14 protein-coding genes are annotated in these 13,781 nt (G+C 33.9%); 5 read left to right on the forward strand and 9 right to left on the reverse strand.

The window, feature by feature from the left end; genetic code table 11:
- Positions 1 to 45 precede the first annotated feature (45 nt).
- A complete protein-coding gene (locus ASF10_RS07210; protein WP_056247169.1) occupies positions 46 to 600 on the forward strand; it encodes a thioredoxin family protein in 555 nt (184 codons plus the stop codon).
- A gap of 419 nt (positions 601 to 1,019) precedes the next feature.
- Positions 1,020 to 1,415 carry a GreA/GreB family elongation factor gene (locus ASF10_RS07215; RefSeq protein WP_056247171.1) on the forward strand — a complete coding sequence of 132 codons (396 nt, stop codon included), beginning with the start codon at positions 1,020 to 1,022 and terminating at the stop codon, positions 1,413 to 1,415.
- A 111-nt stretch (positions 1,416 to 1,526) separates the two neighbouring features.
- Here the strand turns inward: ASF10_RS07215 and ASF10_RS07220 are convergent, their stop codons facing one another.
- From ASF10_RS07220 to ASF10_RS07255, 8 genes are all read right to left on the reverse strand, one after another.
- The gene (locus ASF10_RS07220) at positions 1,527 to 1,847 is read right to left on the reverse strand and encodes a cytochrome c (RefSeq protein WP_056247173.1); all 321 of its coding nucleotides are present in this window, start codon (positions 1,845 to 1,847) and stop codon (positions 1,527 to 1,529) included.
- Between the two features lie 97 nt (positions 1,848 to 1,944).
- Entirely contained in the window at positions 1,945 to 2,877 is a 933-nt protein-coding gene (locus ASF10_RS07225; RefSeq protein WP_056247175.1) for a peptidylprolyl isomerase, read from the reverse strand.
- A 60-nt stretch (positions 2,878 to 2,937) separates the two neighbouring features.
- Entirely contained in the window at positions 2,938 to 4,086 is a 1,149-nt protein-coding gene (locus tag ASF10_RS07230) for an MFS transporter (protein ID WP_241774923.1), read from the reverse strand.
- 193 nt (positions 4,087 to 4,279) lie between these two features.
- The gene (locus tag ASF10_RS07235) at positions 4,280 to 4,627 is read right to left on the reverse strand and encodes a cupin domain-containing protein (protein WP_056247180.1); all 348 of its coding nucleotides are present in this window, start codon (positions 4,625 to 4,627) and stop codon (positions 4,280 to 4,282) included.
- A 54-nt stretch (positions 4,628 to 4,681) separates the two neighbouring features.
- The gene (locus tag ASF10_RS07240; RefSeq protein ID WP_056247181.1) at positions 4,682 to 5,554 is read right to left on the reverse strand and encodes a sugar phosphate isomerase/epimerase family protein; all 873 of its coding nucleotides are present in this window, start codon (positions 5,552 to 5,554) and stop codon (positions 4,682 to 4,684) included.
- Positions 5,555 to 5,587: 33 nt separating this feature from the next.
- Complete coding sequence (locus ASF10_RS07245) at positions 5,588 to 6,121, reverse strand: NADPH-dependent FMN reductase (RefSeq protein ID WP_056247183.1); 534 nt, start codon at positions 6,119 to 6,121, stop codon at positions 5,588 to 5,590.
- A gap of 17 nt (positions 6,122 to 6,138) precedes the next feature.
- Positions 6,139 to 6,600: an IS200/IS605 family transposase gene (gene tnpA, locus ASF10_RS07250; protein WP_056247185.1), complete on the reverse strand. Its 462-nt coding sequence runs from the start codon at positions 6,598 to 6,600 to the stop codon at positions 6,139 to 6,141.
- A 594-nt stretch (positions 6,601 to 7,194) separates the two neighbouring features.
- On the reverse strand, positions 7,195 to 7,527 hold the full coding sequence (locus ASF10_RS07255) for a hypothetical protein (protein WP_241774924.1): 333 nt from the start codon (positions 7,525 to 7,527) through the stop codon (positions 7,195 to 7,197).
- Between the two features lie 245 nt (positions 7,528 to 7,772).
- Between ASF10_RS07255 and trmD the strand changes: the two genes are divergently transcribed.
- Positions 7,773 to 8,456, forward strand: coding sequence for a tRNA (guanosine(37)-N1)-methyltransferase TrmD (gene trmD / locus ASF10_RS07260; protein ID WP_055098495.1), 684 nt, complete (start codon positions 7,773 to 7,775; stop codon positions 8,454 to 8,456).
- 267 nt (positions 8,457 to 8,723) lie between these two features.
- Positions 8,724 to 9,074 carry a 50S ribosomal protein L19 gene (rplS, locus tag ASF10_RS07265; protein ID WP_055098496.1) on the forward strand — a complete coding sequence of 117 codons (351 nt, stop codon included), beginning with the start codon at positions 8,724 to 8,726 and terminating at the stop codon, positions 9,072 to 9,074.
- A gap of 1,557 nt (positions 9,075 to 10,631) precedes the next feature.
- On the opposite strand, the gene ASF10_RS07270 is transcribed toward rplS, so the two are convergent.
- On the reverse strand, positions 10,632 to 11,045 hold the full coding sequence (locus tag ASF10_RS07270) for a helix-turn-helix domain-containing protein (RefSeq protein WP_056247187.1): 414 nt from the start codon (positions 11,043 to 11,045) through the stop codon (positions 10,632 to 10,634).
- Between the two features lie 401 nt (positions 11,046 to 11,446).
- Here ASF10_RS07270 and ASF10_RS07275 point away from each other — a divergent pair, with 401 nt between their 5' ends.
- Entirely contained in the window at positions 11,447 to 13,669 is a 2,223-nt protein-coding gene (locus tag ASF10_RS07275) for an NADP-dependent isocitrate dehydrogenase (RefSeq protein WP_056247189.1), read from the forward strand.
- The last annotated feature ends 112 nt before the right edge of the window (positions 13,670 to 13,781 follow it).

A 13,781-nucleotide genomic window follows, 5' to 3' on the forward strand; every position in this document is an offset into this window, starting at 1 on the left:
TTACAGATTATTAAGGCTATTTTTGGATAAATAATTTCTTTAAAAATGGCACGAACTCCTTCAAATATGTTACCTCTTGGTACGATTGCTCCGGATTTTATATTAAAAGATACTAATTCTAATAACCAATATTCTTTTGAAAATTTAAAAGGATCAAAAGGTACATTAGTTGTTTTTATTTGTAATCATTGCCCGTTTGTACTTCATGTTATTAGAGAAATTGTAATGATTGCTAATGATTATCGGGTTCAGGGAATTGGTGTTATTGCTATTTCAAGCAATGATATTGAAAAGTTTCCGCAGGATTCTCCTGAATTAATGACAGAATTTGCTTTTGAAAACAAAATAGATTTTCCTTATTTATTCGACGAAAGTCAGGAAGTTGCCAAAGCTTACGATGCTGCGTGTACACCGGATTTTTACTTATTCGACAATCAGGATCGCTTGTTTTATCGCGGTCAGCTTGATGATTCAAGACCCGGAAACGGGATTCCGTTAAGCGGAAGTGATCTTCGCAGCGCTATTGACGCACTCCTTTATAACCGAAGTTTAAAAGAACCACAAAAGCCAAGTTTGGGTTGCAATATTAAATGGAAATAAACAATTATCCGTATTTCAAAAAAGTTTACCTATCTTTGCAGATCAATTAATTATTCTCATTGTGAGCACTATAAATATATTTACAGCTATACTCTTGTTGTTTTCTCTAAGGAGAAAGCCTCTTACTGCTGTATTTATTTCACATAGTAAGGCCTTTATTAATTAGGCCTCCGTCTATTTCAATTTCTTCTTTCAGGCGGAGGATTTATACCACGATTTAATCATTTATTTTATTTGGAAGAGTAAATTCTCTCTCAAATAATTTTCTGGTTTTTTCAATCAAAAATTTCCAAAACATACATTATTACAAAAATTTCGATTTGCAAAAATGCAATTTGAAATAATAATTATGCTTATCAGCCTGTAAAGAAATACAAAACACGAACATTCAATAATATTAATATTAATAAAATATAGTTATGAAACCAACACCCACATTCTGTAAAACAGATTATAATTTTTTAAGAGAATTAATCTTAAAAAGTAAAAATTCAACAAACGCTAAAGAGGCGAATCAGCTTTCACAGGAATTAGATCGTGCTATAATCAGCAAAGAAAGCGAACTGGATAATTCTATCGTAAAAATAAATTCTATCGTAACCATCGAAGACGTAAAAGCAAAAAAACAAATGAAGATTCAGATCGTTTTACCTTCTTTTGCAGATGTAAAACAAAGTAAAATTTCAATTCTTGCACCTTTAAGCGTTGCTATCATTGGCTTTAAAGAAAACGACGAAGTAGATTGGGAATTACCGGCTGGAATAAAGACTTTAAAAATAGTTGCGGTTAGTAATACGACTGAAAGCGACTTATAATTTTTTAAACACCTCACTCGTGAAGGTGTTTTTTTATGTTTAATTCTAAACAAAAAAAACTATCCAATACAGCGTACTGAATAGTTTTATGATTCTACAACCACAACTTTCTTATAGTTGAGAGTTGATATAATTTGATATCGAAACCATTTGAGTATCATCTAACTTCGCTTTTTTCTGCATTCTTGCCAAAATTGGTTTCCACTCTTCCTGAGTAAATTTGTTTGCCTCATATAACTTATGGCATCTTCCACAACTGTTTTCGTACAAGTTTTTAGCTTCGGCTAATTCAGGTGTTAATGCTGTACTTTTTGTAGTTTCAGTAACCGGAGCGGCAGTTGTTTCTGTTGTTGCAACTGCAGCAGACTTTTGAGTTCCGCATGAAACTACAAGCAATACTACGGCAGCCAGAATTAAGATCTTTGATTTCATTGTTTTTCTATATTTGATGAGTAAATATAAAAAAATCCCATTCGCCTTGGCAAATGGGATTCTAATTTAAAACAATACTAAATTGTATTTAATATGCTTATTTTACTTCCATTAATTCTACGTCAAAAATCAAAGTTGCGTTTGGTGGAATCACTCCTCCTGCACCTGCAGCACCATAAGCTAAATCAGACGGAATTACAAAACGAGCTTTGTCACCCACTTGTAACAAGGCAATACCTTCATCCCATCCTTCGATAACCTGACCTTGACCTAATCTAAATTCGATTGGTTTTTTACGTGGGTAAGATGAATCAAAAACTTTTCCGCTTTCTAAAGAACCTTCGTAATGAACTGCAACTGTTTTACCAGCTTCTGCTTTTTTACCATCTCCTTTATTAATCATTTTGTAACGTAAACCACTGTCTGTTCTATCAAAACCAGCAGCCAATTGTTCCATTTTAGCTTCAGATTCAGCTTTTAAAGCTGCATCTCTTTTTAGACGTGCACCTTTTAAACCTACAAAAGCTTCAATAGCATTAAATTTCTCTGCTTCTTCTCCAACTCTGATAATTTCAACATTTTCTAATGCATCACCTTGAGCAACAGCATCAACGATATCTTGTCCTTCGATTACATGACCAAAAACAGTATGTTTTCCGTCTAACCAAGAAGTTGGAACGTGAGTAATGTAAAATTGAGAACCATTACTTGCAGGTCCTGAATTAGCCATTGCTAAAACTCCCGGACGATCGTGTTTTAAACTTGGGTGAAACTCATCATCAAATTTATATCCAGGATCTCCAGTTCCAGTTCCTTTTGGGCAACCACCCTGAATCATAAAATCAGGTATTACTCTGTGAAACGTTAATCCGTCATAGAATTTTTGTCCTTGCGGTTTTACTTTATTTTCCATATTTCCTTCTGCAAGAGCTACAAAATTCCCTACGGTTCCTGGTGTTAAATCGTGTGTTAGTTTTACTAAAATCGAACCTTTACTGGTATTGAATTTAGCGTATATTCCGTTTTCCATTGTTGTTATTTTTAATTTAAATGCAAATTTACAAATTAATTTTATATCAATTTGTGGTTTCTATTTTTTAGTCCCTACGCTTCGGGATGATTTATAAGTAAGTCCGTAAACTGTAAATGACAATGCTGATAAAGCTACGCAACCAATAGTTACGGCGTGCCATCCTCCTAATTTCCACAATAATAATCCGTACGCTGATCCGGCTGCAGTTCCTAAAAAGCTAAAGGACATAAATACGGTATTTAATCTGTTTCTGGCTTCGGGAAGTAATGAATAAACACGGGTTTGGTTTGAAATATGAACTCCCTGAATTCCTATATCAATAAAAACGATTCCAATCGCAATTCCGATTACGCTTTCTATTGAAAAATAAAAAATCAAAAAGCTTATTAAAATCAATAAACAACCATAACCTACAGCTACTCTCGAACCTCCTTTATCTCCCATTTTACCTACCAAAGGCGCTGCTAGAGCTCCTGAAGCACCTACAATCCCAAACAAACCAATTGTCGCGCTACTGTAATGAAAAGGTTCTCCTGAAAGCAACAAAACCATTGTAACCCAAAAAGCGCCAAATTGTGCAAAACTAAACACATTAATTATTGTAGCTTCACGTAAAATTGGCTGTGTTTTTATAAGTGTAAAAAGAGATTGAATTAACTGACCGTACGTTCCCTGAAATTGCGGTTTATTAACGGGAAATTTATTCTGAATCACAAAAAAGATCAACAAACAAATTCCGGCTGCAATATAAAACATCGATCTCCAGCCTAGAATCTCACCAATGAATCCGCTTAAAGTTCTTGATAATAAAATACCAACAAGTAAACCGCTCATAATGGTTCCAACTACTTTACCTCGTTGTTCCGGCGCACTTAATGAAGCTGCCAAAGGCAAAATAAGCTGCGGAACTATTGAAGTAATTCCAATCAGTAAAGAAGCAATTTGCAACAGAAAGAAACTTTTTGCTGTAGCCGCAAGAATTAAAGCAATTACAGAGGCAAAAGTGGTCATTAAAATTTGCTTTTTTCTCTCTATTTTATCTCCTAACGGAACCATAAAGAACAACCCAATCGCATAACCCGCCTGAGTTAGATAGGTTATTGTTCCTGCGCTGGCTTCGGGAATTTTAAATTCGTTGGCAATTAAAACAATTAAAGGCTGGCAGTAATACAGATTTGCAACTATAAGTCCAGTGCAAGCTGCCATAAATAAGACATTCGTTTTGGATAAATTCATTTTGCAAAAATACCATCAATATTTAATCTAAACTTATAATTAAAGTTATTTTTTTTATAAAATCAGTGTGAATTTGCGTCATTAGTGTTTCTAAAAATTGACGCTGATTAAACGGATTCGCTATTGCGAAAACACAGACGCTTCCTGATTTCTTTATTTAATTCTATTTTAAAAAATCCTCTCTTGCAGGACCAAAAACATCTGTAAGCATACCGCTTTCTAAACAAACAACTCCATGAATTGCGTGAGGCGGAATATAAAAACTGTCTCCTTCTTTTAGAGTTTCAGTAACACCATTTATAGTAACATCAAATTTCCCACTCGAAACATAGGTAACCTGTGTATGATAATGTTCGTGCAAAACTCCTATGCCACCTTTTTCAAAATGAACATTTACCAACATTACTCTATCATCGTAAGCCAGGATTTTGCGTTTGATTCCTTCGCCAACTACTTCCCATTCTACATCATCTCCTTTTATAAATTCTTTGCTTGATCCTAAACTTTGCATATCTGTTTTTTAATTGATTTTATACAAAAATAATGTTTTTTAACGGGTTTAATTCTAAAGCAAATTTTTAGAAATAAAAGCACAACTCGTTTTAATTGACTCAAAAGAATCAGGATTGTAATTATTCTCCTGCTCTACAAAAAAATGTTTCAAACCGGATTGTTTTGCTTGTTTAAAAAAGGTTTTAAAATCAATTGAACCTGAACCAATTTCTGCATTCAAAGCTGGATTTAGCTTGTCCATATCTTTTACATGCCACATTTTAAAACGTCCCGGATTTGCTGCAAATAAATGAACGGGATCATTTCCTGAGCGAACAACCCAATATAAATCTAACTCAAAATAAACCAGATCTTTATCGGTTTCCTTTAATAAAATTTCATAACCCGTAACTCCGTCATGTTTTTGAAATTCAAAATCATGATTGTGGTACGCCAGTTTTAAACCTGCTTTTTGGCACATTTTTGCAGCTTCATTTAAGCGTGTTGCAATAACTTTATAATCTGAAATATTTTGTCTAAAAGGTTCATCAACCCAGGGAATCGTTAGATAGTCACTTTTTAGAATTGTAGCGGCTTCAATTGCAGCTTTTAGTTCTGTTGTATTTCCATCTGCTAAAAAACTTCCCAAGTTATAATGTCCGCTAACAGCTTTAAGTCCGTTTTGGTCTAATATTTTCTTTAATTCAATTGGAGACAATCCCCAGAATTGATCTTTGATCGAGAAACCATACGTTTCAACAGTTGTAAATCCTGCAGCAGCTACTTTTTCTAAAGTTACTTTTACATCTTTAGAAATTTCATCGCGTAAGGTATACAACTGCAAACCTATTTCTTTTTTATCCATAGTAAAAGCTAATGATGGCATGGCTAAAACTGCTGTTGCAGCCAAACCGGTGTTGATTATAAAGTTTCTTCTTGTGACCATATCTATTCAAAAAGAGATAATTAATTACTGTAATTAAAATTGATTTTCAAAATTAGATATAAACTTTTGAAGAGCGATCTCCGTTTCCTCATTTATAATTTTTCCTTCCTCATTAATTTTTCCGCGAATACCTTGTATCAAAAGTTGTGTGTTGTCTTCGAGTTTAGCCTGTAGCGTTTGCATAATTAAAATTAACTGTTCATGCGCCATTTCTCCTGATGCGGAAGCCGTTATTAATCCTGTCTTTTTATTAGAAAAAATTGTTGTCGAAACACACCATTCTAAAGCATTTTTTAAACTTCCGGGCAGACTAAAAACATATTCCGGTGTACAAATGATAATTCCATCAGCTTGATTAATTTTATTTCTAAAATCTTCGACCTCCTTTGGAGGATTCTCTGTATCTAAATCCGGATTAAAATGGGGAATTTGATCTAAATCTTCGAAAATTTCAATCTCAAATGAATTATTAATTTGCTCAGCAATAAATTTTAGAATTTTGTAATTGCTTGAATTCTTTCTTGTACTGCCTGTTATAGCAAGTATTTTTATTTTTGGATTTGGCATTCTACTGAAAAATGATATTATATTAATTCCTTAAAAATAAATTTTTTATCATAATCAACTTCAAATTTTTCAAGAAAATCAATATATTCTTCTCTAAAAGTTTTCTTCTTATGGTGTAATTCCTGATTATTAATATAATTTATTACAGCAGCTAACTGTGATTTACTATATGAAAAAGCTCCATAACCTTCTTGCCATTCAAAATGATTTGGCAAAAACTTATTTTTATTAATCCATTTTGAGGAATCTTGTTTAATATTTTTTAATAAATCAGAAATGGATTGTGCCGGTCTAATTCCTATTAAAATATGAATGTGATCTGGCATACCATTTATAGCTAAAAGTTTGTGATTGTTATTGTTTACAATTCCGGCTATGTACTTGTAGAGTTGATCTTTCCAGTCGTTGTGTATCATAGCTTGTCTAAATTTTACCGCAAAAACAAAATGAATATGTATTTGCGTGTATGTATTTGCCATAATATATAGTCCCTACGGGACATTATTTAATTTATATTTTTTTTTGCTACCAATATGTGATTCCTAGCGGAATATATATAAATAAGGAAGCTACTTTTTGTTCTCTATCAATTATGTATTCCTAATGCATATCTACAAATGAGAAAGTTGTTTTTATTTATAATCAATTATTTAATTTCTAATGGATTAAAGGATTTATACACAAAAACTATCTCACAATATTATAATATTCAATTGCAAATATAATTATTAAAATAAGAATAAAGCTACTTTTTATATAATACGGGGATTAGTTTTGAATTGAAAAACTTAGATGAATAATTAAATTTCTAATTATAGAAACTTATAATTATTTAGAAATAAAAAATGAGATGAATATTAGGTAATTGAGACGAATGTTCCGCTAGGAACAAAATATTGGTAGCAAAAAAAAACACAAAGCCTTGTCCCGTAGGGACTAAACCTACTAAATAACAATAATTTCTATTGATCTTAAAAGTCAAAAAAATAATAAACCTAAAACCCAAATCTACTTTTCGCCTTCTTCTTTAAAATTATCGAAATAAATAAAATCTTTAGTAATTAATCGGTTTTCTATTTTACAGCAATTTCCTGAGGTGTATGTTGCTGTTTATCTGTTCTATAAGAGTAAATTTTCCCTTCCTTATTTATGTATACAAATTGATAAGTCCAATAATTAGGTCCCGCTATTCTAGAACCCATATCATTATTAGCATTTTCATAAACTTGTTCTCCATAAATAAGTATCTCTCCTTGTTCACCATTATTTAAGGTTCTTATTGGAGTTCCCCAACTTTTAATTAGATTTTTTTTTGATTGTCCGATCCAATTATCGTTTGTGTTTTTAGTACTTGCACAAGATTGCAAAACCATAATTGCAATTAAAAAAAGTATCTTCTTCATCATAATAGTCAATTTAAAAATTATTTTTTAGTAAAAAATTCACATTATAATATTAATTGAAAATCAGTCGCATAAATTTACAAGAAAAAATTTATTTCTTATATAATTTCTACCTAATTAATTGTTTAACAAATTGTTAATCAAGCACATTAGCTAAAAAAAGCACTATTAAACATGTCTATATAATTGTTTAATTTCTCAAATATTAACTTTGTATCTTTGCCGCACAGAACTATTGAAGAAAAAAAATGCGAATTGACATTATTACGATTTTGCCTGAATTATTAAGAAGCCCATTCGAGGCTTCGATCATGAAACGTGCCATAGACAAAGGTTTGGTCGAAGTACATTTTCATAATTTACGCGATTATACCACAAACAAACAAAAAAGTGTAGATGATTACCCGTTTGGCGGTGGCGCCGGAATGGTAATGACCGTTCAGCCAATTGATGCTTGTATTACACATTTGAAAACCGAACGTGAATACGACGAGATTATCTATATGTCGCCAGATGGAGAAACGCTGAACCAAAAAATGGCAAATACAATGTCGATGTATGAAAACATTATCATTTTATGCGGACATTATAAAGGTGTTGATCAACGTGTTCGTGATCATTTTATTACCAAAGAAATTTCTATTGGCGATTACGTTTTATCTGGCGGAGAATTAGGCGCTTTAGTTTTATCTGATGCTTTAATTCGATTAATTCCTGGTGTTTTAAGCGACGAAACATCAGCATTGACAGATAGTTTTCAGGATAATTTACTTTCAGGACCTATATATACAAGACCAGCAGATTATAAAGGATGGAAAGTTCCTGATGTTTTAACAAGCGGTCACTTTGCCAAAATTGACAAATGGCGCGAAGATATGGCCTATGAACATACTAAGAACAGACGTCCGGATTTACTTGAAGGACAAGATTAGTTTACAGTCTCAGTCTTAGTCTCAGTCTCAGTTTTCAGTGAATTTGATTGCTGGATAATTAGTTTTCAGTCTCAGTTTTCAGATTGCCAGATAAAAACTGAGACTGTAAACCGAGACTGTAAACTAGAACATATCAACAACTTAAAATAATTTATAATTAACAATTTATAATTCATAATTATTTTATACATTTGCACCCGAATTAGACTAACCTCTGGCGAGATCCGTGAATGTTGCTCTATATAAAAACCATAATTACAAGATATCATGGCAGATTTAATGAAATTCGTTCAAACCGAATTAGTTGCTAAAAAAGATTTCCCTGTTTTCGGAGCTGGAGATACTATCACAGTTTACTACGAAATTAAAGAGGGTGAAAAAACAAGAACTCAGTTTTTCAAAGGAGTTGTTATTCAAAGAAGAGGTTCTGGTAACACAGAAACTTTTACTATCCGTAAAATGTCAGGAGCTATTGGAGTTGAGCGTATCTTCCCAGTAAACTTACCAGCTTTACAGAAAATTGAAATCAACAAAAAAGGAGCTGTACGTAGAGCTAGAATTTTCTACTTCAGAGAACTTACTGGTAAAAAAGCTAAGATTAAAGATAAAAGAAGATAATCATTTATCGATTTGTTATAAAAAAGCTCGTTTCATTTATTTGAAACGAGTTTTTTTTTGTGCCTGTTTTTTAAAATATTCTGAATTTACTTTACGCTAAACCCGACAGGTTTTAAAAACCTGTCGGGTTTCTGGGATTGTGCGACATACATTATTTCAACGGATTAAAATCCGTTGCTACAAAATGTATCGTTCCTCCGGAACTTTGTGTAAAGAGCCTTCGGCTCGATTTATTTTGTAGGGATGGATTTTAATCCATTCATCTCAATATAATATTTTAAGTATTTATGTCATTTCGACGAAGGAGAAATCACACGCGGAATTCGACAAAGATTAGATTATCGTTGCAGAGTTACTTACGAAGATTTCTCTCCCGACGCTTCGGGATCGAAATGACAAACTCTACGGATTACTGTCGAGCTTCGGGACGCAATCAAAGTCGCCAATCTTTGTCGAATCCCGCGTGTGATTTCTCCCTTCGGTCGAAATGACAAGTTAAACGAAAGGTGCTTGTTTACGCCAAACCCGACAGGTTTTAAAAACCTGTCGGGTTTCTGGGATTGTGTGACATACATTATTTCAACGGATTAATCCCGAAGCTTCGGGACGTTGCTACAAAATGTATCGTCCCTCCGGAACTTTGTGTAAAGAGCCTTCGGCTCGATTTATTTTGTAGGGATGGATTTTAATCCATTCATCTCAATATAATATTTTAAGCATTTATGTCATTTCGACGAAGGAGAAATCTTCGCGAGAAGCTCGACAAAGATTAGATTATCGTTGCGGAGTTACTTATGAAGATTTCTCTCTTCGGTCGAAATGACAAACTCTACGGATTACTGTCGAGCTTCGGGACGTAATCAAAGTCGCCAATATTTGCCGAATCCCGCGTGTGATTTCTCCCTTCGGTCGAAATGACAAATTAAACGAAAAGTGCTTGTTTACGCCAAACCCGACAGGTTTTAAAAACCTGTCGGGTTTCTCAGATTATGTATTAAGCATTTATGTCATTTCGAGGAACGAGAAATCACACGCGGAATTCGGCAAAGATTAGATTATCGTTGCGGAGTTACTTGCGAAGATTTCTCTCTTCGGTCGAAATGACAAACTCTACGGATTACTGTCGAGCTTCGGGACGCAATCAAAGTCGCCAATCTTTGTCGAATCCCGCGTGTGATTTCTCTCTTCGGTCGAAATGACAAGTTAAACGAAAGGTGCTTGTTTACGCCAAACCCGACAGGTTTTAAAAACCTGTAAGGTTTCTGAGATTGCACTACATACATTATTTCAACGGATTAATCCCGAAGCTTCGGGACGTTGCTATAAAATGCACCGTTCCTCCGGAACTTTATCTAAAGAGCCTTCGGCTCGATTTATTTTGTAGGGATGGATTTTATCTATCAAAAAGTTTGCGTGAGGGATAGAAGTGGAAAGCCCACAGCCTGACGAAGGAAGTGCGAGGACTTGTAGCGGATAGCCCGACCCGGAGGGACACGCCCAAAATAAAAAAACCGACACTCATAAAGCATCGGTTTGTATTAATGAAAATTTGGAATTCTATTTATTTAATAGCTTTTCTAAATATTCGATTTTGTCTTTTTCAGATTGTAGTAAACGTTCGTAAAGCTTTTCTTTTTCCTGAAAAGTTTCAATTAATTTATCTAATGGATTGAAAGTACAATTATTATTATGTCCCAAATGACCGTTATTGATACTATTATCATGAAAACTATTAAAATAGCTAATCATATTTTCTTCTGAAAAGCTTTTAATGGCTTCAACAGTTACGCCAAGCGCTTTTGCAACTTCGGCAAGTTTTTCGTCATCTATCGTTTCACTGTTTTCAATAGCCGAAACCGTTTGTTGGCTCATGCCTAAAGCCTGCGCCAAAGCTTCTTGCTTCATATCTCGAAGTTCACGAATACGGCTAATTTTTCGCCCTATATGATTTGGTTTTGTTAGTGTGCTCATAATTCAAAGATAATAATTAAGTGTAATAAGTAACAATAGTAAAAAACATATTCAAGAATGTATCTTACATCTTTTGCTTGTTTTTTTGCTTTTATCCAAAAATACAATTTTTCAGACAAAAACAACTAAAGCTAAAATTGATTTACACAACTTTAGGGTTTTCGTTTTTAGAAATCTTCGACTTTTACCCGTGATTCATCAAAACTGTAATTTTTTAATATCAAAATCATCGATTTGACAATTAATTGAAGCCGAATTAACAATCTGATAATTTCGGTAATTATGAGAAAAACTACACCGTTTTCGGACTGTTTTTATTATATTTGCTCCGCTCGTTTTGAGCCGAATATACCTTTTACATCGCCATTTCCTGACGATACGATTATAAAAAAAAAAAAAAAATGACACAGAATTCAAAAATTTATTACACCTTAACTGATGAGGCGCCATTGTTGGCGACTTATTCTTTTTTACCAATTGTTCAGGCATTTACTGCTACTGCAGGTATTGCAATTGAAACTAGAGACATCTCTTTGGCAGGTAGAATTTTATCAAATTTTCCTGAGCTTTTAACAGATGCTCAAAAAACCGGAGATGCTTTGGCAGAATTGGGTCAGTTAGCGACACAACCTGATGCTAACATTATTAAATTACCAAACATTTCTGCATCTGTACCACAATTAAAAGCGGCTATTGCTGAATTGCAATCTCACGGTTACAAAATTCCTAATTATCCGGAAGATCCTCAAAATGATGCCGAAAAAGATGCTAAAGCAAAATATGCTAAAGTTTTAGGTTCTGCGGTAAATCCTGTTTTACGTGAAGGAAACTCTGATCGTAGAGCGCCTAGAGCGGTTAAGAATTTTGCAAAAGCAAATCCGCACTCAATGGGTGCCTGGTCTGCTGACTCAAAAACTAAAGTTGCTTCTATGCCAAACGGTGATTTCTACGGAAGCGAAAAATCACTTACTGTTGCTGAAGCTAATGATGTAAAAATTGAATTCGTAGCAAAAGACGGTACAACTACTGTTCTTAAAGCAAGTACGCCGCTTAAAGCTGGTGAAATAATTGATAGTTCTGTTTTGAACTTACACGCTTTAAAAACTTTTGTTGCAGGTGCAATTGCCGATGCAAAAAAAGAAGGTGTTTTACTTTCTGTGCATTTAAAAGCTACAATGATGAAAGTTTCAGATCCAATTATCTTTGGCGCTATCGTTGAAGTATATTTTGCTGATCTTTTTAAAAAATATGAAACTTTATTTGCTGAATTAAACATTGATACAAGAAACGGTTTAGGTGATATCTATGCAAAAATTGCAGGAAGACCTGAACAAGCAGAAGTTGAAGCTGATATTACGAAAGCTATCGAAAACGGACCTGCTCTTGCAATGGTAAACTCTGATAAAGGAATTACAAACTTACACGTTCCGTCTGACGTTATTGTTGATGCTTCTATGCCGGCAATGATTCGTACGTCTGGACAGATGTATAATAAAGAAGGAAAACAACAAGATACTCTTGCTGTAATTCCGGATCGTTCTTATGCCGGAATCTACACTGCAACTATTGATTTTTGTAAAAAACATGGTGCTTTTGATCCTAAAACAATGGGAAGTGTCCCTAACGTAGGTTTAATGGCTCAAAAGGCTGAAGAATACGGATCTCACGACAAAACTTTCCAGATGAAAGCTGACGGAGTTGTTCGTGTTGTAGATAATAAAGGAACTGTTTTAATGGAGCAAAACGTTGAAGCTAATGACATTTTTAGAATGTGTCAGGCTAAAGACGCTCCTATTCAGGATTGGGTTAAACTTGCTGTAAACAGAGCTCGTTTGTCTGATACTCCTGCTGTTTTCTGGTTAGACGAAAACAGAGCGCACGATAGAGAATTGATCGTAAAAGTTCAAAAATATTTAAAAGACCACAATACAACGAATCTTGATATTCGTATTTTGGACCCAATTGCTGCAACTGAATTTACTTTAGACAGAATCATCAAAGGTTTAGATACTATCTCTGTAACAGGAAACGTTTTACGTGATTATTTAACTGACTTATTCCCAATTTTAGAATTAGGAACTTCGGCTAAAATGTTATCTATCGTTCCGTTAATGAATGGTGGTGGATTGTTCGAAACTGGTGCCGGAGGTTCTGCTCCTAAACACGTTGAGCAATTTACTGAAGAAGGATATTTACGTTGGGATTCATTAGGAGAATTTTTAGCTCTTGGTGCGTCTTTAGAGCATTTAGGACAAACTTTAGACAACTCTAAAGCAATTGTTTTATCTGAAACTCTTGACGAAGCTAATGATAAATTCCTTGCAAACGATAAATCTCCAGCTCGTAAAGTAGGACAAATCGATAACCGTGGTTCTCATTTTTACCTTGCTTTCTATTGGGCACAAGCTCTTGCAGCTCAAAATAAAGATGCTGAATTAAAAGCAATCTTTACTCCAATTGCTGCTCAGTTTGAAGCTAACGAAGATAAAATCGATGCTGAATTAATTGCTGCACAAGGAAAACCTCAAACTCTTGGTGGTTATTACCAACCAACTCCTGAGTTAGTAAGCAAAGCAATGCGCCCAAGTGCGACATTTAATGCAATTCTTGCTGAAATAAAATAGTTTATCAATAAAAGATGCGCTCTGGTGCGTCTCTAAGATTTATATATTAAAAAGACAACCTTTAAACGGTTGTCTTTTTTTTTTGAGTATAATCTTCAGTATTATTTTTTAT

Source organism: Flavobacterium sp. Leaf82 (assembly GCF_001422725.1).
Lineage (GTDB): Bacteria > Bacteroidota > Bacteroidia > Flavobacteriales > Flavobacteriaceae > Flavobacterium.

Bases quoted from the DNA above. Each gene is read 5' to 3' on its own strand.
- ASF10_RS07210 (WP_056247169.1), top strand. From the start codon at position 46: ATGGCACGAACTCCTTCAAATATGTTACCTCTTGGTACGATTGCTCCG.
- ASF10_RS07215 (WP_056247171.1), top strand. From the start codon at position 1,020: ATGAAACCAACACCCACATTCTGTAAAACAGATTATAATTTTTTAAGA.
- ASF10_RS07220 (WP_056247173.1), bottom strand. From the start codon at position 1,847: ATGAAATCAAAGATCTTAATTCTGGCTGCCGTAGTATTGCTTGTAGTT.
- ASF10_RS07225 (WP_056247175.1), bottom strand. From the start codon at position 2,877: ATGGAAAACGGAATATACGCTAAATTCAATACCAGTAAAGGTTCGATT.
- ASF10_RS07230 (WP_241774923.1), bottom strand. From the start codon at position 4,086: ATGGCAGCTTGCACTGGACTTATAGTTGCAAATCTGTATTACTGCCAG.
- ASF10_RS07235 (WP_056247180.1), bottom strand. From the start codon at position 4,627: ATGCAAAGTTTAGGATCAAGCAAAGAATTTATAAAAGGAGATGATGTA.
- ASF10_RS07240 (WP_056247181.1), bottom strand. From the start codon at position 5,554: ATGGTCACAAGAAGAAACTTTATAATCAACACCGGTTTGGCTGCAACA.
- ASF10_RS07245 (WP_056247183.1), bottom strand. From the start codon at position 6,121: ATGCCAAATCCAAAAATAAAAATACTTGCTATAACAGGCAGTACAAGA.
- tnpA (WP_056247185.1), bottom strand. From the start codon at position 6,600: ATGGCAAATACATACACGCAAATACATATTCATTTTGTTTTTGCGGTA.
- ASF10_RS07255 (WP_241774924.1), bottom strand. From the start codon at position 7,527: ATGATGAAGAAGATACTTTTTTTAATTGCAATTATGGTTTTGCAATCT.
- trmD (WP_055098495.1), top strand. From the start codon at position 7,773: ATGCGAATTGACATTATTACGATTTTGCCTGAATTATTAAGAAGCCCA.
- rplS (WP_055098496.1), top strand. From the start codon at position 8,724: ATGGCAGATTTAATGAAATTCGTTCAAACCGAATTAGTTGCTAAAAAA.
- ASF10_RS07270 (WP_056247187.1), bottom strand. From the start codon at position 11,045: ATGAGCACACTAACAAAACCAAATCATATAGGGCGAAAAATTAGCCGT.
- ASF10_RS07275 (WP_056247189.1), top strand. From the start codon at position 11,447: ATGACACAGAATTCAAAAATTTATTACACCTTAACTGATGAGGCGCCA.